The sequence below is a fragment of the Cupriavidus sp. SK-4 genome (genome assembly GCF_000611125.1).
Taxonomy (GTDB): domain Bacteria; phylum Pseudomonadota; class Gammaproteobacteria; order Burkholderiales; family Burkholderiaceae; genus Cupriavidus; species Cupriavidus necator.
On sequence record NZ_JFJW01000037.1, the window covers coordinates 12,417 to 33,759 of the forward strand.

The window sequence follows — 21,343 nt, forward strand, 5'->3', positions numbered from 1 at the left end:
GGCTCCGGCAAGACGTTGCGAAGCGCCATTATTGCGCATGCCCGGCCGCGCACAGAACGCCAGCCTCAGCGCCTGGCCGCTGGCACAGGCGCGCGCACTGATGCGCCACGCACTTCGATGCCGATGCGGTCCACCACCTTGCCTGACGCATCGAGCAGCTCCACCTGGTGCCGCCCCGGCCACGGCAGCCATGCCACCTCGCCGCCGCGCCCCAGCGGCTTGCCGTCCATGCGCCAGCTGACCGTGCGCGCGGTCTGGCCGGCCACGCCCTCGGCATGGAACCAGACACGCTGCACCGCGGGCGGCATGTCGGGGTCCAGCGCAAACACGGTGCCGTCGGCGGGATTGGCGATCACGGGTGCGGTCGGGCGCGCGGCGGGTGCGCTCACGCTGACCCGCCGGATCGCCGTGCCGGCAAGAAAGATTTCATCGCGCGCCGGCTCCAGCCCGTCGTCGAAGCTCAGCGCCACGCGCTGCACGCCGGCGGGCATGGCGGGCGCGTGGCTGGCGCGCGTGCGGTGCAGCGCTTCCATGATGTCGTGCCAGACCGGCGCTGCGCCCGATACGCCCGAGACCTCGTGCATGCTGGCGCCGCTGGCATTGCCGACCCACACGCCCACGGTGTAGTGCTGCGACCAGCCGATGCACCAGTTGTCGCGCATGTCCTTGCTGGTGCCGGTCTTCACCGCGGTCCAGAAGCGCGTGGTGAGCGGGCTGTCCAGGCCGAAGGTGCGTGCGCGCGCATGGCGGTCCGACAGGATGTCGGCAATCACGTAGCTGGCGCCTGGTTGCATCACCGCTGTCATCGATGCGGCTGGCGCCCCTTCCCGCAGCCGTGGCGGCGCGTAGCGCCCGCCATTGGCCAGTGCGCGGTACGCATTGGTCAGCGCCAGCAGCGAAACGTCGGCGCTGCCCAGCGCCAGGCTGTAGCCGTAGTAGTCGCCGGCCTCGGTCAGCGGCAGCCCCAGCGCCACCAGCCGCTTGTGGAAGCGGTGCGGGGTCACCATCACCAGCGTGCGCACCGCCGGCACGTTCAACGATGCGGCCAGTGCCGCGCGCAGGCTGACCCAGCCGGCATAGCGGTGGTCGTAGTTCTGCGGCACGTAGAGCCCGCCGCCAACCGGCAGGTTCACCGGCCGGTCGTCCAGCAGCGAGGCCGCCGTCAGCCGCTTCTCTTCCAGCGCCTGCTCGTACAGGAAGGGCTTGAGCGTCGAGCCCGCCTGCCGCAGCGCCGCCGCGTGGTCCACCTGCGCGGCCCCTGACAGCGTGCCCGACGAGCCCACATAGGCCAGCACGTCGCCGCTGGCATTGTCGATCACCACCACCGCGCCGTCCTCGACGTTGCGCCCGGCCAGTTCGCGCAGGTGCCGGTCGAGGCTGGTGGCAGCCGCGCGCTGCAGGCGGGCATCGAGCGTGGACGCGATGCGCGCAGGCATGGGTACGCCCGCGGCCAGTCGCGAGCGCGTCTCGCTGACCAGGCGCCGTGCCAGGTGCAGTGCCAGCTGCGGCGACGCCGCCGACGGCGTGGCTGCCGCGGCGCGCTGCGCCACCGGCCCGATGCGCAGCAGCGCCAGTTGCGCAAAGCCTTCCAGGCCATCGCACTCGCGCGGCAGGCGCATCTCGCGCAGGATGCCGCAGGCGCGGCTTGCCACCTGCCCGGCCTTGGCATTGGGCGCGCGCACCAGCGCCACCGCCAGCGCCGATTCGCGCGCGTTGAGCCCTTCCGGGTACTTGCCGAACAGCACCTGCGACATCGCCGACAGGCCCACCAGCTCGCCTCGGAACGGCACCAGGTTCAGGTAGGCCTCCAGGATCTGGTCCTTGCTCCAGCTGCGCTCCAGCGCCGCCGCACCCGCAGCCTGCCCCAGCTTCTGCGTGAAGCTGCGGCCCTGCCCCGGCGCGCCCGGCCGGCGCAGGTCCTCATCAAGCAGGCCCGCCAGCTGCATGGTCAGCGTCGAGGCGCCGCGCGTGCGCGTGTTCCACAGGTTGGCCCAGGCCGCGGCCGCCACACCCTGCCAGTCGACCCCGCTGTGGGCATAGAAGCGCCGGTCCTCCGACAGCACGATGGCAGTGCGCAGCGCGGGCGAGGTATCGGCCAGCGCGACCCAGTCGCCGCGGCGCGCGCGGAAGTCGTCGCGCACGCGGCCCACGGTGTCGCCATGGCGGTCCAGCACCACCACATCGGCACTGCGCCAGTCGGTACGGACTTGCTCGAAGGACGGCAGCGCCAAGGCCGGCGCGGACCAGATCAACGCCGTCACCAGCACCACGCGAATACTGCGCTGCTTCATGCCTGCCTGCGTCCCGCCACGATGCCGGCCACCAGCAGCACCTGCGCCGCGGCGTAGGTCCACCAGATGCCAAGCTGGAAGGATTCGAACGGCACCAGGAAGCGCGCGATGCCGATCATCATGTCCGATGCGGCAAAGCACAGCGCCCCCAGCGCCGCCAGCGGCGTGGGCAGGCGCGCGACCAGCGCGCTGCAGGCCATCGCCGCAAGCACGCCCACGTATATCGCCACCGGCACCGTCAGCGGGCCCATATTGGGCCAGAAGCGGCCCAGCATGGTGCCCGCCACGCCCAGCATGGCGCCGCACGCAATCAGCCGGTGCGGACGCGTATCGCCCGCCAGCGGCACCAGCACGCGCAGGTAGGCCAGGTGCGCGAGCAGGAAGGCGCCAAGCCCGCCCATGAACGAAAACGTCAGCGTCGGCAGCGCCAGCAGCAGGTCGCCCAGGGCCGAGAACAGCAGCGCGGTGACCAGCCAGCGGCGCTCCACAAGCGGCCGGTGGAACCACGCGGCGCGTGCCAGCAGCAGCGCCATCGCGATCTTCCACGCGGGCTGCATGGCGATATGCCCGGTCAGAGGCGCGCCTTCAGGCAGCTCGATCGCCACCTGCACCAGCAGCGCGCCGTAGATGATGCCGGCCAGCGTGCCCGCGAGCCACCACTCGCGCACGCGTGCCGGCATCATCATCGACAGCCAGCTCATGGGCGCGCCCCCACCGCCAGCCGTGCATTGGGCGCCACGCCGAACACATCGGGCGCGTACATCGCTTCCACGCGCGTGGGCGGCAGCGCGAAGTCGCCGGCATTGTTCAGCCGCACCGTGTATTCGACCGATACCGTGCCCTTGGGCAGGTAGCCGTAGTACTCGCGGTAGGCCTGCGGCGTGCGCTCGGTGTAGGCCGGCCAGGCCGCGCCCTTGCGCTTCTCGCCGCGCGTGGCGATGTCGGAGTCGCGGCCCAGGCCGCTGCCGAGGATGGTGGCGCCGGCAGGCACCGGATCGCTGACCACCACCCAGGTCATGTCGGCCTGCGCATCGATCTCCAGCTTGACGCGGTACACATCGCCGCGCGACCACTTGCCCTGCACCGCCTGCTCCTGCGGCGTCACGGTGCGCTTGATGCGGTAGCCCGCGGCCAGCGGCGCGGTCACCGGCACCGCCGCCAGCGCCCGCACCGTGGCCCACGGATGGCCGGCGCCGGCGTGCTCCACCTGCAGCGTGCCGCCGTCGGCGCCGGTCGGCCACGGCAGGTCGACGCTGCCCTGGGCCACGCCGTCGGTGCGCTGCGCGCGCGCCCAGTCGAAACTGCGTGAGGCATCGGCCGCATTGTTCACGCTCGCCCGCGTGGTGCCCGCCACCGGCGTCTTCTCGAACGCCTGCGAGAAGCGCGTCACCGCCAGCATGCCCCACGCGTTGGCAGTGGTGGTGCCCCAGGCACCATGCACCTGCCGGCCCAGCAGCCCGGTGGCCAGTTGCGGCGCATCTTCCTTCCAGCCCGGCAGTTCCGACGCCAGCGCCAGCAGGCGCGCGGCATTGGTGTCGCCGCCGGCCATCATCCACCACCAGTTGTCGTTGCGCTCGGTGGAGAACGCCAGGCGCGTGCCCTGCACCGTCAGGCGCGAGCGCAGCAGCTGCTGCGCCTCGGCCAGGCGTTGCTCGCGCTGCGGGATGTCCTGCATGCGCGTGAGCAGCAGGGTCCAGTCCAGCAGCGCCGAGGTCGGCCACTGCGCCGGCAGGATCTGGATCGATCCCAGCATGCGCGCCTGCGCATGGCCGGTGCGCGACAGCGCCTCGAGCGCGGCCAGCTTGCGCGCTTCCAAGTACTGCGTGCCGGCCACCGGCGCCCAGCTGTCGCGGCGGATGCGGCCTTCGACGAAATCGGTCAGCCCGCGCTCCATCTGCGTGCGCTGCGCGTCGGGGATGCGCAGCGCCAGCCCGGCGCGCGCGGCCTCGTCGGTGACCGCCAGCAGGTAGGCGGTCAGCACTTCGCTGCCGAAGTCGCCGTCGGCGTTCAGCGGGAAGTACGAGGCCAGGCCGTTGGCATCGAGGTGGGACGGCAGCTGCGTCATCAGCGCGTCCCACGCGGCGGTGTCGTTCAGGCCGATGGCTTTCGATGCGCGCTGCTCCAGGCAGGTGAACGGGTAGTTGCGGAACCACTCGCGCACGCCCGGCATGCCGCCCGCCAGCGACGACTGGAAGTTCACCTGCACCCCGCCGCGCACCTTGCCCGCCGGATCCGCCAGTGCGCCCGGCGGCGCCTTGACCGGCACCGACAGCGACGGCGACACCTGCGCCAGCGTGGCCTGCTGCACCGTGACCGGCACGGCCGGCACGATCTGCTGCGACACCTTGATGCGGTCGGCCGCGCCCCCTGTGCCCTGCTCGCTCGCCTGCACTTCCCACATCACCGTGCCGCTGCGCGAGTACGCCAGCAGCGCGGGCGCGGTCACGTCCCAGCCGATCTCGCGCGCTTCGCCGGCAGGGATCTGCACGGTCTGCGCCGGCAGGCTGGCCTCATTGCCGAGCAGCGTGCCGCGCGCGCTGGCCTGCACCGTCATCGCGCGCCTGGTGGTATTGCGCAGCGTGAACATGGCGCGGTAGCGGTCGTCCTCGCGTACCAGCAGCGGCAGGCCGGAAATCACCTGCAGGTCCTGCGTGGCGGCGATGATGGCGCTGCCCGTGCCGAAGCGGCCGAGGCCGAGGTCCGCCACCGCGACGATGCGGAAGCTGGTCAGCGAATCGTTGAGCGGCACCTCTATGCTGGCGCGGCCCTCGGCATCGAGCTGCACGCGCGGGTTCCATACCAGCAGCGTGTCGAACAGCTCGCGCGTGGGGCTCTTGCCGCCGCCGCCGCCCGCCGGCACCGCCTTGCGCCCGTAGTGGCGGCGCCCGATGATCTCCATCTGCGCGGTCGACGTCTCCACGCCGTAGCCGCGCCGCTGCAGCATCGCATCGAGCAAATCCCAGCTGGTGTTGGGCATCAGTTCCAGCAAGGCCTGGTCCACCGCGGCCAGCGCCACTTCGCCGTTGGCGGCGGGCTTGCCGTCGGGCAGCTTCACCTGGATCGCCACGCGCGCCTTGCCGCGCACCGGATAGCTGGCCTTGTCCGGCGTCACGGTAACGTCGAGCCGGTGGCCTGCATTGCCGACGCGGATCTCGGCCAGCCCCAGCCGGAAGGCCGGCTTGGACAGGTCCACCAGCGCCGTCGGCGCGGCGTATTCGCGGCCCTCGCTGCGGAACGCGCGCCACCACTCGCCCGGCTGGCGCCAGCCCCAGGTGAAGAACGAATACCAGGGCACCTCATGCAGGCGCCCGCGCAAGGCCAGCACCGACACGTAGACGTTGGGCCCCCACTCCGGCTTCACCTGCACGCGCACGGTGGGATCGCTGCCATGCAGCTCCACCACCTGCGTCTGGTAGATGCCCTCGCGCTCCACCGCCACCAGCGCGGTGGCGTGGCGGAACGGCATGCGCACCTGGAACACCGCGGTATCGCCCGGCGCGTAGGACTTCTTCTCCGGCAGCAGGTCGATGCGGTCATGGTTCTCGCCGCCGAACCAGAGCTCGCCCTGGCGCGTGACCCAGACCGTCGAGGCCGCCTGCGCGGTGCGCCCGTCCTTGTCGCGCGCGCTCGCCACCAGTTCGATCTGGCCGGCCTGCTCCAGCGCCACGTCGCAGCGCGCACGGCCCTGCGCATCGGTGCGGGTCTCGCACACGGTGCCGAGGTCGCGCGTCTCGGTGCGGTTGTCATAGCGGTAGAAGCCGCCCACCACGCGCTTGCGCGCCGAGGTGGTGATGCGTGCCCGCGCGTTGATCTTGACCGGCGCATCCGCCACCGGCTTGCCATTGACGTCCAGCACCACGCCGTGCACGGCCAGCTTCTGCTTGACCGAGACCCAGCCATCGGTGCGGATGCCGGCCACCACCGCCGCCGGCCACACCGGCACGGTCTGGCGCAGCGTCTGGATCTCGCCGTTGGGGTCGGCAAAGCCGGCTTCGAGCAGCAAGTCGCGCGGGGCTTCAATCTTGGGCAGCTTGCGCAGCGTGACGGTGCCGTTGCCGTTCTTGTCGAGCGTCACCGGCAGCTTGTCGGCGACCAGCTTCTGGCTGTCGGCACTGGCATCGCCCTGCTCGTCCTCATCCATCTCCTCGTCGCCGCTGGCGCTTTCGCGCTGCGCGCGCGGCGGGTTGAACGAGAACTCGTCATAGCCGGGGAAGCTGACGTACTTGTCGCGCAGCAGCGCGGACACACGCACGGGCAGCCCGGCCGCACCGCCACCGGAGAGGTAGTGGATCTCCACGCCGACCGGCAGTTCGGCAGGCGCGACCACGGCCCCCGCCTTGCCTGCCACCTGCAGCGTGCCGGCCAGCACCGGCAAGCGGAATGCCTCGACCCGGAAACTGCCGCTGGTGTAGCTGCGCGCGCCGCCTTCGTCCTGCGCGCCTTCGCCCTTCTGCGTTTCCAGCTCGACGCTGTAGACCCCCAGCTTGGCCGCCGCCGGCACCTGGAAGGTGCTTTCCGCGCTGCGCCCGCCGGTCGCGGTCTGGCGCCATTGCAGCGGCAGCTCGTAGGTCTGGCCGCTGCCTTCATGGCGGATCACCACGCGCGTGGGCAGCGGGCGGCTGGCCGGCGGCAGGGCAAAGCCCTGCGCGGTCTCGGCACGGATCAGGTGCTTCATCGACACGGTCTCGCCGGCGCGCAGCAGCGTGCGGTCGAAGATGGTGTGGGCGCGCACCGTGGGTGCGGTGCTGGTGTCGGTCGGCACATTGAAGCGCCAGGTCTCGATGCCGCGGTTCCAGTCCGACATCACGAAGGCCATGTCGGCCTTGCCGCGTGCCTGCGGGTGGCCGACGGCGATGCGGGCCGAGACGAAATAGCCCGACAGCCCGTTCTGGTCGCAGGCGCTCTCTGGCGCGGCAGCCAGCTTGGCAAAGCGCACCACGCCGCTGGCATCGGTACGGCCTTCGCCCAGCAGGCGGCCGCTGCAGTCGCGCACCGCCACGGCGGCATCGGCAACCGGCTTGCCGTCGTCCAGCGCGGTGACCCAGGCCAGCCCGCTGCGGCTGCCATCGTCTTCATTGCCGGCGCTGCGGCCCAGCTTGAAATGCACGCCCAGGTTGGTGACCAGCGCCGCGGTGCGCACGTACATCGGCGCGCGCTTGCCGAGCAGCGACTCGCCCAGCATCGGCGAGGCGATCTCCACCACATGGAAGCCTGGTTCCGGCAGCGGGATGCCCACCACCTCGAACGGCCGCGGCGCATCGCCCGAAGGCTTGGGCACGGCCAGCTTCTGCACGCCGGGGGCGTGCTCGAGCAGAGACACCGAGCGCGTCTCGATCGACACTGCATTGCGCGGGTTGCTGACGCGATACGGAGAGCGGCCCGCCAGCACGGCGTCGAGCTCGGCCCGGGTATAGCTGGCCTCATGCATGCGGCGCACCAGGCCAAACCACTGCATCACGGCCGTGTCGTCGTCCACGCGCAGCTTCATCACGGTGCCGGCCCTGGCCTGCACGCCGCGCACGGCGAGGTCAGCCTCGACGTTGCGCAGCGTCACCGGCAGCAGCGGCGGGTAGTCGGCCAGCGACTTGCCGCGCGGCAATTCGCCGAAGCGTTCCACCACGCCAAACGGCGCCGCGGCAAACTTGGCCAGCGGCGGCATCGATGCGGTGGCCACCTTGAGCGGGAACAGGTCGGCATTGGCCAGCGTGCGGCCGCTGTCGTCCTTCAGGTTGCGCGGCACTTCGATGGTGAACTGGGCCTTCTCCGCGAACGGCGCGGCAAAGGTCAGCGCGCTGACGCTGGCGTCCGGCGCCAGGTCGGGATCGAACTGCGGCGCGCGCGGGCCGGACGGCGTCTTCAGCACCACGCTCTCGGCCAGCTTGCGCGGAACCGGCGAGGAGAAGCTGACCGACATCGGCCGCAGCGGCGTGCACGGCGACTGCGCGTGTTCACGCTCGCAGCTGAAGCTGGCAGTGAAGGGTTCGCGCACGGTGTAGTCAAAGCGGCGCTCATCGCGCGTGGCCACGCCGGAGGGCGTGGCAATGCCCGCGCCCAGCACCAGCTGCACCCGCGCCGCGGCCGGCAGCCGCTGCTGGCAGGCAAGCAGGTGCACGGCATCGGGCGCCTGCTTGGCGATGCGTTCCCAGTGGATGGCGTCGAGCACGGCATCGCGCTCCTTGCCGGCGAGCAAGCGCACCGGGATGCGCTCGCCCAGCCCCTGCGCCTGGCACCAGGCGTGCTCGCGTACCGAGGCCGCGGTGGCGGCGCCATTGAAGCGCAGCGCAAAGACCTGGTCTTCCTCGATCTCGCCGCCCGCAGGCCGGCTGGACACGACCGTCGGGCCGCCGGTCTCGAACCGGTACTCCGGCTTGCCGGCATAGGCGGTGCCGGCCACGCTGCGCAGGCCGGTACGCATGCGCACGGTGCAGCGCACGCCTGGCGGCAGGTCGCTGGCAAAGTCATAGACCCAGTTCTTCGCATCGATCCAGCGGGCCTGCCCGCCGGTGCCGGCACCGGTGCAGGAAACCGCCGCGGGCGCGGCGGCCTGGACGTCGCCCATCGGCACCATGGCCTCGTCGAAGCGGATCGCCACCTGCCTGACCTGACCGACCGTGCCTTCGGGGGAGAAGCGCGTCACCTGCGCGGCCTGCGCGCCGCCGGCTGCCAGGATTCCAAGCGTGGCCACCAGGGCCAGGACTGCGCGCCGCGCATGCGATTGCATTGGCAACCTGCCAAGACCCCGATCGGCTCGGGCGACGATTCCCTTCATCCTGCCATCCTCCGTTCCCGCCACGTTTGCGGCACCCGGCGAGGGTGACACGCACGCCACAGGAGCGCAAGACCGGCACGCAAACCTGCAACGCGCCGCAGGAAAAGATTCAGCGCAGGTGCGACAGCGGCAGCGGGCCGTCGCACTTGATCGCGGTCAGCACGATGTTCGAACGCACGCTTTCCACGCCGGGCACGCGCATCAGCCGTTTCATGGTGAATTCGGCCAGCGTGGGCAGGTCGGGCACGACCACGCGGATCAGGTAGTCAGCCTCGCCGGCCACCGAATAGCACTCCTGCACCTCTTCCAGCAGCAGGATCTCTTCGCGGAAGCGTTCGATGATGGTGTCGGCATGGTGGGCCAGCTTGACGCTGATAAAGACCATCACCCCCAGTCCCAGCGCTTGCGAGGACAGGTTGACGCGGTAGCCGGTGATGACGCCGTCGGCTTCCAGCCGCGCCAGCCGGCGCCCGACCTGGCTGGGCGACAGGTGCACGCGTTCGGCCAGCTGCTGGTGGGTGGTGCGGCCGTCGGCCTGCAGGACGGCCAGCAGCGCGAGGTCGAAGGGGTCCAGGGAGACGCCGGAGGCAGTCATACACAAATCCCGCACTCTTTATTTGAACGATGCACATTATATGCGCCGCCGCACCAAAACAAGCGGATTTTGCGGCCATTCTGCGCGCCTGGCTGTCTAAACTACGCAGTAAATCCGCATTCATGCTGCCGCCGATGCAGCAAGCACGCATTACAAGGAGACGCGCACCATGTCCATCGCCACGGCCACCGAAGCCCCCGGCGCCTTCCAGGGCACCCTGACCGACAAGCTCAAGGAACAGTTCGACGCCGGCCTGCTGTCCGGCCAGGAACTGCGCCCGGATTTCACCATCGCCCAGCCGGTGCACCGCTACACCAGCACCGACCATGCCATCTGGCGCAAGCTGTACGAGCGCCAGGCCGCGATGCTGCAGGGCCGTGTCAGCGATGAATTCCTGCAGGGCCTGGCCACGCTAGGCATGGAAAAGGACCGCGTCCCTGATTTCGACCAGCTCAATGAAACCCTGATGCGCGCCACCGGCTGGCAGGTCGTGGCCGTGCCCGGCCTGGTGCCGGACCAGGTGTTCTTCGAGCACCTGGCCAACCGCCGCTTCCCGGCCAGCTGGTGGATGCGCAAGCCCGAGCAGCTGGACTACCTGCAGGAGCCGGACTGCTTCCACGACGTGTTCGGCCATGTGCCGCTGCTGATCAACCCGGTCTTCGCCGACTATATGGAGGCCTACGGCAAGGGCGGGCTGAAGGCGGCCGGGCTGGGCGCGCTGGACATGCTGTCGCGGCTGTACTGGTACACGGTTGAATTCGGCCTGATCCGCACGCCGCAGGGCCTGCGCATCTACGGCGCGGGCATCCTGTCGAGCCAGGGCGAGTCGATCTACAGCCTGGATTCGGCCAGCCCCAACCGGATCGGCTTCGATGTGCGCCGCATCATGCGCACGCGCTACCGCATCGACACCTTCCAGAAGACCTACTTCGTGATCGACAGCTTCGAACAGCTGTTTGACGCCACCCGGCCGGACTTTGCGCCGCTGTACGAAGAACTGCGCGCGCAGCCGACGCTGGGCGCGGGCGACGTGGCCCCGGGCGACCAGGTGCTCAATGTCGGCACCCGTGAAGGCTGGGCCGACACCGAAGACATCTGATCCGGCCCTCGCCGGCAAACCCGGGGCGCGCTGCCCCGCTTCCCGCTTTGTGAAACAATGCCGGCATGCCCGCCGCCACGGCGCGGGCGGGCCGGCTGTCCGCATTGATTTGCGGCCTTCGTTTTCGTTACGACCAGATCGAGCCCCCTATGACCCCGCTTTCCCCGCAAGCCCGTGCCACGCTGCTGGCAGACCTGCCCGGCTGGACCACCGTCCCGGACCGCGACGCGATCTTCAAGCGCTTCACCTTCCATGACTTCAATGCCGCCTTCGGCTTCATGACGCGCGTGGCGATCCAGGCCGAGAAAGCCGACCACCACCCCGAATGGTTCAACGTCTACAACCGGGTCGACATCACGCTGTCCACGCACGATGCCAACGGCCTGACCCAGCGCGACATCGACCTGGCCCACTTCATCGAGCGCGCCGCCGATGCGGTGACCGACTAAGCGCGGGCGCGGCGGCAGCGCCGGATCTGGCCGCTGTAGGCAATCCGTAAGGAAGCGGGGGCCCGCGCCTAGTACAATCTGCGGCAGGCCCGCACCTCCCGTGTGCGCCAAGAGGCCTTCCCTCCAGCCATGCCCAACTTCCTGCCCGAGCTGCCGCCATGCGTATCCTGCTGATCGAGGACGACCGCCAGATTGCCAGCGGCGTCGAAGCCGGCCTGTCCCGCGCTGGCCACCAGATGCGCGTCGTCCACGACGGCGTCTATGCCACCGAACACCTGCTGCGCGAGCAGCACGACCTGGTCATCCTGGACCTGGGCCTGCCCGGCATCGACGGCATGACCCTGCTGGCGCGCTACCGCGCCCGCAACCGCACCACCCCGGTCATCATCCTGACCGCGCGCGACGAACTGGAAGACAAGCTCTCGGGCCTGAACGCCGGCGCCGACGACTACCTGATCAAACCCTTCGCCCTGCCCGAGCTGGAAGCGCGCGTGCGCGTGCTGCTGCGCCGCAGCCAGCAGGGCGAGGCCGCCCCCGAGCGCGACGTGCGCCTGGGGCGCCTGCGGCTGGCGGGCAACGACCNGACCGCCGCATGTTTATCGACGCCCGCCCGCTGGAGCTGTCGCCGCGCGAGTTCGCGGTGCTGGAACTGCTGCTGCAGCGCCAGGGCCGCGTGGTCAGCAAGGCGCAGCTGCAGGACCACCTGGCCACCTTTGCCCACCCCGCCGGCGAAGGCGGCGACACCGTGGGCGACACCGCGATCGAGGTCTATGTGCATCGCGTGCGCAAGAAGCTCGAGGACAGCGATGTCGAGATCGTCACCGTGCGCGGCTTCGGCTACCTGCTGCAGATCCGCGCCGGACAATGAAACCGCTCCGGCCGCCGCGGTTGCCCGACACGCGGCCCTGCCCTTCGGCCTAGCCGGCAATGTGGCCTCGCTCCCGCACCTCCTCCCGGGTTTCCTGGCGCACCGCCTCCCGCATCGCAACGCGGAACGTGCCCCCAGCTTCCGCCGCGGCTGACGCCGCGGGCGCCACCCCTGCGCCCGCGGCGACGCGCCAGGCCTCCCGCCCCGGCTCCAACATCAGCCTGCGCGTGCACCTGCTGCGCGCACTGGCCACGCCGCTGTTTGCGCTGGTGCTGACCAGCGGCTCGCTGTCGTACTGGCTGGCGGCGCACTACACCACGCAGGTGTTCGACCGCGCGCTGTATGGCGTGGCCAACAACATCGCCCAGCAGATCCGCATTGCCGGCCCGCGCCTGGAGCAGGACATCCCGATGATCGCGCAGACGCTGGTCGAGGCCGAAGGCACCGACCGCATCTACTGGCGCATCCACGGCCCCGACGGGCTGATCGGCGGCATGGACACCTGGCTGGGCTACGGCACCGGCCAGACCACGCTGCACGATGCGCGCCTGTTCTACGCCTGGTTCAGCGGCCGCCAGGTGCGCGCGGTGCGGCTGCCGGTGATGCTGCCGAGCGCCGCGGTCGACGAACTCGGTACCAGCGAGGCCGGCAAGGCCGCGCGCGGGCCGATCGTGGTGGAGGTGGCGGAGTTGCTGGACCGGCGCGAGACCGCCGCCAACGAGATCCTGCTGTCGGTGTCGGTGCCGCTGATCCTGCTGCTGCTGGTGGGCAGCCTGATCCTGTCGCACGTGCTCAAGGAAGAACTGGTGCCGCTGCAGATCCTGGCCGACAAGCTCAACCGGCAGACTGCCCGCTCGCTCGCCGCGCTGGACGAGACCCAGGTGCCGGCCGAGGTGGCGCCGCTGATCCGCGGCCTGAATGCGCTGCTGGCGCGGCTGCGCGATGCGCTCGACGCGCAGCGCAAGTTCATTGCCGATGCCGCGCACCAGCTGCGCACGCCGCTGACCGCGGTCAAGCTGCATGCCGACCGGGCCCAGGAAGCCGATTCGCTGGAAGTCGCCCGGCATGCGCTGCGCGAGGTGCAGACCGCCGCCGACCGCGCGGTGCGGCTGTCCAACCAGCTGCTGTCGCTGGCGCGCGCCGAGCCGGGGCTGTCGCTGGAGCGTCTAGGGCCGGTGGAACACTTCGACCTGGCCGAGCTGGCCTTCGAAACCGGCGCCGAGTGGGTGCCGCAGGCGCTGGCGCAACGCATCGACCTGGGCTTCGAGATCCTGCCCGGCCCCACCTTCACCGGCAGCGCGCCCGCGGTGGTGCGCGGCAACCGGCTGCTGATGCGCGAGGCCCTGTCCAACCTGATCGATAACGCGGTGAAGTACGTGCCGGCGGGCGGGCGCATCACGGTGCGCGCCGGCGGCGAGGCCATGGGTCACCGTGGCATGGCGGTGGTGATGGTGGAAGACAACGGCCCCGGCATCCCGCCGCAGCGGCGCGAGGAAGTCTTCAAGCGCTTCTTCCGCGGCGACCGCGCCCCCGAGCCGGGTGGCGGGCGGGCGGCCCACAGCGGCGGCGCCGGGCTGGGGCTCGCCATCGTCCATGAGATCGTGACGCTGCACCAGGGCACCATCCGCATCGAGGACGTGCCGCCGGTGCCGGGTGCGGCCGGCGATGCACCGGCCGCGGACAGCGCGCCCGAACGGCGGCCGACCATGCGCTTCGTGATCCGGATCCCCTGCGAACCGCCGGGATCGGTGGCCTGAACCCGCTGCTGCGCTGGTACAGGCGCGCGCCTTACTTGGCCTTCTTCTTATCCTTAGGTGCCAGCATGGTGCCGCGGCATTGCGGGCTGCCGCAGCGGCACTCGAATTCCTTCTTCAGCTTGGCGGTATAGCGCGCGTCGATAACCAGGCCGTAGTCATAGAACAGCTCCTCGCCCTGGGCGATATCGCGCAGCGCGTGGATAAACACGCGGCCCTTCTTCTCGCGCGCTTCGCAGTTGGGCTCGCAGGCGTGGTTGATCCAGCGCGCGCGGTTGCCGCCGTACTTGGCGTCGATCACGCTGCCGTCGTCCAGGCTGAAGTAGAAAGTGTGGTTGGGATCGCTGGGATCGTGCGGATGCCGCTCCAGCGCCTTCTTCCACGAAATGTGCTCGCCCTTGTACTCGATCACGCGTTCGCCTTCGGCAATCTGGCCGATCGCATAGACGCCCTTGCCGTGCACGCCTGACTGGCGCACCTCGATCCGGTCGCTCGCCGTCTTCTTCTTGCCCTCGTCCGCTGCCTTGCGCTTTGCCTTGTCCGCCATTTGCCTTTCCGTGCTCGTCGCCTGTTGTGCCTGAGTGGCCCGCTGTGCCGGCCGTTCCGGCGCGATCGGGGATGATACCGGTGCAACCGTGACACGTATACGTAACGCCCCTTTTCCGGCGACTTCACCGTATACGCCCCTGGTCGCAGTTGGCACGTATACGGTACCCATTCCCCCCCCAGCCGCGACGCTCGTTTACGTCCCGGCGTGTGGATAACCTCGCCCCGAACTGTGGACAAGCACGCGGATTCGATGTGGGCTGCCTGGGGCTGGCATGGGGATGCCTCAGGCATAAGTCGGAGGGCGTGCGGCACTGACCTCCTCCGGATGGCTGAGTCATCCACCTCGGCCAACATTGGATACGACCACTTCTCGTTTACGTAAACCGTTGAACCGAAAGACGTTTACGTGGTTTTCCACAGCGGGGGCGGGTGTTTACTTACTACTACTATTTGTATACATGAAAGAAAAAGGTAAACCGAAAGAACGAGACAACGGCGTCGGCAAAAGAATGCCCCCAAGGCATCATCCGAATGGCCGGGGCCGTAAACCTCGCGATAACGCGAAACTTTGAGGTTTAGGGATTGAAGAGAGGGCGTATACCTCGGGCGTATACGCCCAATCACACCAACTTGCGCGTATACGCTGCCGGCAGGATCTGGAGCCGGGCCGTAAACCGACCTGCAAAGCGCCATGCATGGGCCGAATAGCCGCTCGGTTCGCCGCCAGGCCCGGTGATCCGACAACATGCAACATAGTGCAGTCCGCGCCTCCGAGGCCGCCAGAGCGCCTGCAAGCGCTTCAGGCCATCACAGGCTCTCCAACCCTGTCCAATACGCCTGGGCGTGCGCAGAGGGCCTCTGAGGGCCTCTGCCGAGGGATGGGTGAGGGCATAGGCACCCGGCCCGCCCGCCATCGCGCTGCGCGGGCTTGGGTGCCCTGCCCTGTCACCTTAGGGCGCTTTCGTCACCTTCCGCCACTTGCGACGGCTGCACCCGGCTGCGTCGATTTGCCGCGAAGCCCAGCCTGGCGCGGCCTCGCGGAAACTGCCAGGTAACAATCTGTTCCCGGTGCGCCTTGTCCGACACGGTATCATGTGGCCCGCGGCGTCTTTGCCGGAGCGGTGCCAGCCAGGCCGCCCGGCATGCGGACGCCTGTGTTTTATCAACTCGATACGGAGTGAAGCATGACGAAAACCGAACTGATCGACGCTATCGCAGCCGGGGTGGACGGTCTGACCAAGTCCAAGGCGGAACAGGCACTGAACGTGACCCTGTCGGCCATCATGGACGCCGTGGCCAAGGGCGAAACGCTGAGCCTCATCGGCTTTGGCACGTTCAGCAAGGGCGAGCGTGGCGAGCGCATGGCGCGCAACCCGCGTACCGGCGAAGAAATCAAGGTCGAAGCAGCCAAGACCGTGAAGTTCAAGGCTGGCCAGAAGTTCAAGGACGCTGTCAACCAGTGAGCCTGACGGGCTGCACTGCAGGGCCCGAATTGTCAGACCCCGCCATGCCGCCGCCCGGTGCCCGAGGGCGCAGGCGAGCGCCAGGCGGGGGACGTTATCCACAGCGGTAAGCTGATTTTCTGCAGTATCCGCCGCATCGCTGAATCCACCATCGGAGCGATCGCGCGCGAAGTCTTCCAACAGGCGTCCAGCCGTGGCCATGACAGGCCGGACCGGGTGCCGTGCCACATGGGGCCTCCATGCTTGCCCGTCCGCCGCGCCGCAGATCTCCACAGCGTTATGCACAGCGCTTTCCACAGCCGGTTCCACAGCTTTCTCCACAGGCTGCGGGCACCATGCGCGCGGCTTGCGTTGCCGTGGCGCTGGCACTGCTGAGTGCCTGCACCACCGTCAGCGAGCCGGTGCGGCCGCAGGCGCGCGCCCTGCCCGACCCCGAAAGGCCGGTGACGCGCCCGGGCGCCACGCCGCGCGAACGCATCGTCGAGATCGCCACGCAGGAATGGGCCCGCTGGGGCGGGCAGGTGGTCCGGCTGGGCCGGGACGACACGTCCTGCGTCACCTACAGCCCGGTGCCCGCACCGGAGCTGCCTGCGCCACTGCCAGAGATCCCGGAGGCCCAGCCAGCGTCCACCGCAGAGGCAGCCGGGGCACCCGCTGCCGCCACCACCGACACCGAATCCAAGACCAACGGCAATCCGCCACCCGCTGCCAGCTGCCTGTCCTTTCCGGACGGCACCGGCATGGAAGCCACGCCCCTGGGCTGCTCGCTGGCGCGCCGCTACTGGGGCATCGTCGGCGAAGCGCCCGGCTGCGGGCAGGTGACGCAGGGGTCCTGGGCCTGGTCGGCGGTGTTTATCTCATGGGTGCTGCGCAAGGCGGGGCTGGACGAGCGCCAGTTCCTGACCGGGCAGTCGCACTCGATGTACGTGGTCGATGCCCGCGATGGCATCCTGCCCAGGCCGGCCTTCCATATCGAGCCCGTGCCCGCCATGCCCCGGCCCGGCGACATCATCTGCGCGGGGCGCGGGCGCGACCGCTATCTCGAGGACATCGCCGAAATCGGCTTCGGCACCACGCCCATGCACTGCGACATCGTGGTCGGCGTGGATCCGGCCACGCGCGTGGTGCGTGCCATCGGCGGCAATGTCCAGCAGTCGGTGTCGCTGGAGGAGATCGAGCTGGGCGATTCGGGCCGGCTCGACGGCGTCACCAATTCGCACATGCCTTGGCTGCTGGTGATGCGCAACGACCTGCAGTAGCTTGTTTATTGATGCGATTTATCAAGGTATCCGGATTTTAGGTGCGTTGATTATTCGCCGGAATAATCCTGCGCTCAGTCGAACAGTTCCAGCTGCGACGTATCCCGGTCGCTGGTCCCTACCCCCACCCCCAGCAGCCGCACCGGCAAACCCCGGCGCGCATGGCCCTCAGCCAGCAGGCGCGCGTAGACAGTGCGGTCCGGCGCGTGGCCGCGGCATTCCACCGTGGTCTGGCGGAAGTCAGAGAAGCGCAGCTTCACGGTCAGCTTGTCGATGGTGTCGTGTGCCTGTGCCCGCTCAATGCGGGCTTCGAGCATGGCGACCAGCGGCTCCAGCTCGGCCATGCAGGCCTGCAGGTCGGGCAGGTCGTCGGCATAGGTCTCTTCCACGCTGATGGACTTGCGCTCGCGCTCGGGCGTGACCTCGCGCTCGTCGACGCCGCGGCACAGCTTGTAGAGCCGCGCCCCGAAGACCCCGAACTCGCGGTGCAGCTTGTCCGGCGACCACGGCCGCAGGTCGCCGCAGGTCTCGGCACCCAGGCGCCGCAGCTTGGCCGCGGTGACCTTGCCCACGCCGTGGATGCGTTCCACCGGCAGCGCGGCGACAAAGCCATCGACCGCCGCCGGCTTGACCACGAACAGCCCGTCGGGCTTGTTCCAGTCGCTGGCGATCTTGGCCACGAACTTGCTCGGGCCCACCCCGGCCGATACCGTCACGCCCACTTCATCGCGCACACGCTGGCGGATTTCCTCGGCGATGCGGGTGGCGCTGCCGGCGTGGCGGGTGCAAAGGCTCACGTCCAGGTAGGCCTCGTCCAGCGACAGCGGTTCGACCAGCGCGGTGTATTCGCGATAGATCGCGAAGATCCGGCGCGAGACCTCGCGGTACTTGTCCATCGCCGGGCGCACGATCAGCAGGTCCGGGCAACGCTTGACCGCCTGTGCCGATGGCATCGCCGAACGCACGCCAAAGGCGCGCGCTTCGTAGTTGCAGGTGGCAATCACCCCGCGCCGGTCGGGCGAGCCGCCCACGGCCATCGGGCGGCCGCGCAGCGAGGGGTCGTCGCGCATCTCGACCGAGGCGTAGAAACAGTCGCAGTCGCAATGGATGATCTTGCGCTGGACCGAGGGAGTGGCATCAGGCGGGGCGGACATGGTGGCCAGGCACCGTATTGGTTATCTGTGCGACGAATGAAATGTCTTGATATTTAGTTAGGTTCATTGATCGACTGGATGATAGCGGGCTTCTGCCGAGTATTCATCCATAGCCCCTCGGCCGCATACAAGGCCAGCGACAGCCAGATCAGCGCGTAGCCGACCTGCTTCTGTACCGGGAATGGTTCGTTCCACAGCCACACGCCCAGCAGCAGCTGCAGCGTCGGCCCGGTGTACTGCAGCAGGCCCAGCAATGACAGCGGAATGCGCCGCGCGCCGGCCGCAAAGAACAGCAGCGGCACCGCCGTCACCGGCCCGGCCAGCAGCAGCAGCCACCNGCAGCAGCAGCCACTGCGTACCCGGCGCTGCGTGGGTGAAGCTGTCCTGGCCGGTGGCGAACAGCCAGGCCAGTGCCGCCGCGGCCAGCGGGAACAGCAGCAGCGTCTCCAGCGACAGCCCTTCCAGCGCACCCAGCGCGCCGGTCTTGCGCAGCAGGCCATAGCCGCCGAAGCTGGCCGCCAGCCCCAGTGCGATCCACGGCAGCTGGCCTGCCGCCACCGTCAGCCAGGCCACCCCGGCCGCGGCTACCGCGATCGACAGCCATTGCACCAGGCGCAGCCGCTCGTGCAGGAACACCACGCCCAGCAGCACGCTGAACAGCGGGTTGATGAAGTAGCCCAGGCTGGCATCGACCACGCGGTTGGCCGACACCGCCCAGATGTAGAGGAACCAGTTGGCGCACAGCAGCGCCGCGCTGGCGCCGAACGACAGCAGCAGGCGCCGGTCCTTAAGCACCCGGCCGAGCCACGCCCACTGGTGCCGCCAGGTCAGGATCAGGCCGAGGAATACCAGCGACCACACCATCCGGTGCAGCAGGATCTCCAGCGGCGCAATGCCGGGCAGCGATTTGATATAGAGCGGGAGCAGCCCCCAGATGACGTAGGCCAGGAGGGCGTAGAGAATGCCGAGTTGCATAGGGATTTCCGGTAGATGCCGGCGATTCTACCGGCGCCGCGCGATCCCCGCCCGGCGGGCGCCCGCCTGCCGTGGCCAACAAAAAACCCCATGCTCCCGAGGGAACATGGGGTTTGCGGCAGGCCGCGGACGGCCCGGGGCAGTGTGCCGCTTACAGCTTGCGCGCGAAGCTGAACTGGGCGAAGCCCTGCTCGGCCACGTTGAACCAGGCGGCCTGGTTGTTGCGGAACACGCGCCAGTCGTCGTAGATCTTCTTGAACGACGGGTTCTTGGCGGTTTCGTCGGCGTAGGATTCCTGGGTCGCCTTGAAGCAGGCCTCCATGATCTCCTTGGAGAACGGGCGCAGCTTGACGCCGTTTTCCAGCAGGCGGGCCAGCGCCTGCGGGTTGACCGTGTCGTACTTGGCCATCATGTTGGTGTGCGCCTCGATGGTGGCGGTTTCCAGCGCGCGCTTGTACAGCGCCGGCAGCTTCTCGTACTCGGTGGCCGAGGCGTAGAACGACAGCTGCGCGCTGCCTTCCCACCAGCCCGGGTAATAGTAGTACGGCGCCACCTTGTAAAAGCCCAGCTTCTCGTCATCGTACGGGCCCACCCACTCGGCCGCGTCGATGGTGCCCTTTTCCAGCGCAGGGTAGATGTCGCCGCCGGCGATCTGCTGCGGCACCACGCCCAGGCGCGACAGCACCACGCCGGCAAAGCCGGCGATGCGGTACTTCAGGCCCTGCAGGTCGGCCACGGTCTTGATTTCCTTGCGGAACCAGCCGCCCATCTGCGCGTTGGTGTTGCCGCCCAGGAAGTTGACGACGTTGTATTCCTTGAAGAACTCGCGCATCAGCTTCATGCCGTTGCCCTGCATCATCCAGGCGTTCTGCTGGCGTGCGGTCAGGCCGAACGGCACCGTGGTGTCAAAGCACAGCGTCGGGTTCTTGCCGAAGTAGTAGTAGCCGGCGGTGTGGCCGATCTGCACGGTGTTGTTCTGCACCGCGTCCAGCACCTGCAGGCCCGGCACGATTTCACCGGCGGCAAAGACCTTGATATTGAACTTGCCGTCGGTCAGTTCCTTGACGCGGGCCGACAGCAGCTCGGCACCGCCGAAGATGGTGTCGAGCGACTTGGGGAAGCTCGAGGCCAGGCGCCATTCCACGGCCGGGTTGCTGCCGACCACGGCCGGCGCTGCCGGGCCGCTGGCGGCGGCAGGCGCTGCCTTCTCTTCACCCTTGCCGCACGCGGCCAGTGCCCCGGTGGCGGCCACGGCCGACGCTTTCAACAGAAAGGAACGACGTTCCATCTCCACTTCTCCTCTTATAGATATTGATTCGGATGCAGGCTCGCGGCTTGCATGATGCCGCGCGCCGGACCGTGACGCACCAGCCGCCGGGGTACGGCGGCTTGCGCAACGCTGTGCCTGTTGCGAACGGGCACGGCGGCGTGCCCTGCATGCCGGGCGCCGGTCGCGGGCCACGGCAAAGGGCTGTCTTACCCGAAAGACAAGCCAGCCGATTATAGCGGTGGCTCTTTCGCCACGGGGTACCGTGCAAGTGCGGGTTTTCGCTAGTCAATCGCGCCATATCCGGGGGTTTTTCGCATTGTGAGACGTCGCACAGTGTGATGGATTTTGTAACCCGGCTTGCGGTCAAATGGGTCGGCTGATAAAAAACAGTCCCGCCTCCGGAGCCCTTGCCTGCTCCGGCCATTGTTGTTGCTTGCCTGAATTGCTGTCCGAATTGCCGCCAGTCTCCCGTCGAATTCCCGCCACACCGCTCTGTCCTGGCCCTGCCGGACGCGGTGGCCTGCCCCTGCGCCGCCTCGGTTTTGCCGTGCTGGCCGCGTGGGGCCTGGTCGCGTGCGCGCAGACCGGGGATGCGACGACCAGTGCCACTACGCCGCCGCCCCGCATCGAACCGCGCCCGGCGGTGCCGCCGGTGGTGACCATGGGTTCGGCGCAAGCCGCCGGGCCTGCCACGCTGGCCTCAGCAGGCACGGAGGACCCGCTGGCGGCGCTGATCGCCGGCGACGCGGCACCCGCGGCCAGCGGGTCCTCCGTGCCAGCGGCACCGGTGCCAGGCACCACGGGTGCGCCGGCTGCCCAGCCTGCCCTGCCGCCTGACGGCAGCGCGC

The 21,343-nt window shown here is 69.1% G+C and carries 13 protein-coding genes and 3 pseudogenes; 7 read left to right on the forward strand and 9 right to left on the reverse strand.

Annotated features, from left to right (window positions below; all coding sequences use genetic code 11):
• Window positions 1-65: 65 nt before the first annotated feature.
• From pbpC to CF68_RS08285, 4 genes are all read right to left on the reverse strand, one after another.
• The gene (pbpC, locus tag CF68_RS08270) at window positions 66-2,291 is read right to left on the reverse strand and encodes a penicillin-binding protein 1C (protein WP_035817367.1); all 2,226 of its coding nucleotides are present in this window, start codon (window positions 2,289-2,291) and stop codon (window positions 66-68) included.
• Entirely contained in the window at window positions 2,288-2,992 is a 705-nt protein-coding gene (locus CF68_RS08275) for a lysoplasmalogenase (RefSeq protein ID WP_035817369.1), read from the reverse strand. The genes pbpC and CF68_RS08275 overlap by 4 nt, the downstream gene beginning before the upstream one ends.
• Window positions 2,989-9,060 (reverse strand): alpha-2-macroglobulin, encoded by a 6,072-nt coding sequence (locus CF68_RS08280; protein ID WP_035817372.1) that lies wholly within the window; start codon window positions 9,058-9,060, stop codon window positions 2,989-2,991. The genes CF68_RS08275 and CF68_RS08280 overlap by 4 nt, the downstream gene beginning before the upstream one ends.
• 109 nt (window positions 9,061-9,169) lie before the next feature.
• Entirely contained in the window at window positions 9,170-9,655 is a 486-nt protein-coding gene (locus CF68_RS08285) for an Lrp/AsnC family transcriptional regulator (protein ID WP_010811303.1), read from the reverse strand.
• Window positions 9,656-9,824: 169 nt separating this feature from the next.
• Between CF68_RS08285 and phhA the strand changes: the two genes are divergently transcribed.
• Both phhA and CF68_RS08295 read left to right on the forward strand, forming a co-directional pair.
• Window positions 9,825-10,754, forward strand: a complete 930-nt coding sequence (gene phhA / locus CF68_RS08290; protein WP_035817374.1) for a phenylalanine 4-monooxygenase — start codon at window positions 9,825-9,827, stop codon at window positions 10,752-10,754.
• Between the two features lie 149 nt (window positions 10,755-10,903).
• The gene (locus tag CF68_RS08295) at window positions 10,904-11,203 is read left to right on the forward strand and encodes a 4a-hydroxytetrahydrobiopterin dehydratase (RefSeq protein WP_010811305.1); all 300 of its coding nucleotides are present in this window, start codon (window positions 10,904-10,906) and stop codon (window positions 11,201-11,203) included.
• Between the two features lie 68 nt (window positions 11,204-11,271).
• On the opposite strand, the gene CF68_RS38125 is transcribed toward CF68_RS08295, so the two are convergent.
• A complete protein-coding gene (locus CF68_RS38125; protein WP_235205699.1) occupies window positions 11,272-11,496 on the reverse strand; it encodes a hypothetical protein in 225 nt (74 codons plus the stop codon).
• Between CF68_RS38125 and CF68_RS08300 the strand changes: the two are divergent.
• Window positions 11,419-12,071 (forward strand): annotated as a pseudogene (locus tag CF68_RS08300) (response regulator transcription factor). The gene CF68_RS38125 and the pseudogene CF68_RS08300 sit on opposite strands and share 78 nt — an antisense overlap.
• Window positions 12,072-12,199: 128 nt before the next feature.
• Window positions 12,200-13,828 carry a sensor histidine kinase N-terminal domain-containing protein gene (locus tag CF68_RS08305; RefSeq protein WP_369798858.1) on the forward strand — a complete coding sequence of 543 codons (1,629 nt, stop codon included), beginning with the start codon at window positions 12,200-12,202 and terminating at the stop codon, window positions 13,826-13,828.
• A 31-nt stretch (window positions 13,829-13,859) separates the two neighbouring features.
• Here the strand turns inward: CF68_RS08305 and CF68_RS08310 are convergent, their stop codons facing one another.
• Window positions 13,860-14,372: an SET domain-containing protein gene (locus tag CF68_RS08310; RefSeq protein ID WP_035817378.1), complete on the reverse strand. Its 513-nt coding sequence runs from the start codon at window positions 14,370-14,372 to the stop codon at window positions 13,860-13,862.
• Window positions 14,373-15,558: 1,186 nt separating this feature from the next.
• Here CF68_RS08310 and CF68_RS08315 point away from each other — a divergent pair.
• Together CF68_RS08315 and CF68_RS08320 are read left to right on the forward strand one after the other, a co-directional pair.
• On the forward strand, window positions 15,559-15,837 hold the full coding sequence (locus CF68_RS08315) for an HU family DNA-binding protein (protein ID WP_010811309.1): 279 nt from the start codon (window positions 15,559-15,561) through the stop codon (window positions 15,835-15,837).
• 239 nt (window positions 15,838-16,076) lie between these two features.
• Entirely contained in the window at window positions 16,077-17,096 is a 1,020-nt protein-coding gene (locus tag CF68_RS08320; RefSeq protein ID WP_035817381.1) for a DUF2272 domain-containing protein, read from the forward strand.
• Window positions 17,097-17,170: 74 nt separating this feature from the next.
• On the opposite strand, the gene dinB is transcribed toward CF68_RS08320, so the two are convergent.
• The 3 genes and pseudogenes from dinB to CF68_RS08335 form a co-directional block, all read right to left on the reverse strand.
• The gene (dinB, locus tag CF68_RS08325) at window positions 17,171-18,250 is read right to left on the reverse strand and encodes a DNA polymerase IV (RefSeq protein WP_035817384.1); all 1,080 of its coding nucleotides are present in this window, start codon (window positions 18,248-18,250) and stop codon (window positions 17,171-17,173) included.
• 53 nt (window positions 18,251-18,303) lie between these two features.
• Window positions 18,304-19,225 (reverse strand): annotated as a pseudogene (gene rarD, locus CF68_RS08330) (EamA family transporter RarD).
• Between the two features lie 151 nt (window positions 19,226-19,376).
• Window positions 19,377-20,513 carry a TRAP transporter substrate-binding protein gene (locus tag CF68_RS08335; RefSeq protein WP_035817386.1) on the reverse strand — a complete coding sequence of 379 codons (1,137 nt, stop codon included), beginning with the start codon at window positions 20,511-20,513 and terminating at the stop codon, window positions 19,377-19,379.
• A 529-nt stretch (window positions 20,514-21,042) separates the two neighbouring features.
• Between CF68_RS08335 and CF68_RS39145 the strand changes: the two are divergent.
• Window positions 21,043-21,343, forward strand: a pseudogene (locus tag CF68_RS39145) (maltoporin); the annotation flags it as partial.

Bases quoted from the DNA above. Each gene is read 5' to 3' on its own strand.
- pbpC (WP_035817367.1), bottom strand. From the start codon at position 2,291: ATGAAGCAGCGCAGTATTCGCGTGGTGCTGGTGACGGCGTTGATCTGG.
- CF68_RS08275 (WP_035817369.1), bottom strand. From the start codon at position 2,992: ATGAGCTGGCTGTCGATGATGATGCCGGCACGCGTGCGCGAGTGGTGG.
- CF68_RS08280 (WP_035817372.1), bottom strand. From the start codon at position 9,060: ATGAAGGGAATCGTCGCCCGAGCCGATCGGGGTCTTGGCAGGTTGCCA.
- CF68_RS08285 (WP_010811303.1), bottom strand. From the start codon at position 9,655: ATGACTGCCTCCGGCGTCTCCCTGGACCCCTTCGACCTCGCGCTGCTG.
- phhA (WP_035817374.1), top strand. From the start codon at position 9,825: ATGTCCATCGCCACGGCCACCGAAGCCCCCGGCGCCTTCCAGGGCACC.
- CF68_RS08295 (WP_010811305.1), top strand. From the start codon at position 10,904: ATGACCCCGCTTTCCCCGCAAGCCCGTGCCACGCTGCTGGCAGACCTG.
- CF68_RS08310 (WP_035817378.1), bottom strand. From the start codon at position 14,372: ATGGCGGACAAGGCAAAGCGCAAGGCAGCGGACGAGGGCAAGAAGAAG.
- CF68_RS08315 (WP_010811309.1), top strand. From the start codon at position 15,559: ATGACGAAAACCGAACTGATCGACGCTATCGCAGCCGGGGTGGACGGT.
- CF68_RS08320 (WP_035817381.1), top strand. From the start codon at position 16,077: ATGCTTGCCCGTCCGCCGCGCCGCAGATCTCCACAGCGTTATGCACAG.
- dinB (WP_035817384.1), bottom strand. From the start codon at position 18,250: ATGTCCGCCCCGCCTGATGCCACTCCCTCGGTCCAGCGCAAGATCATC.
- CF68_RS08335 (WP_035817386.1), bottom strand. From the start codon at position 20,513: ATGGAACGTCGTTCCTTTCTGTTGAAAGCGTCGGCCGTGGCCGCCACC.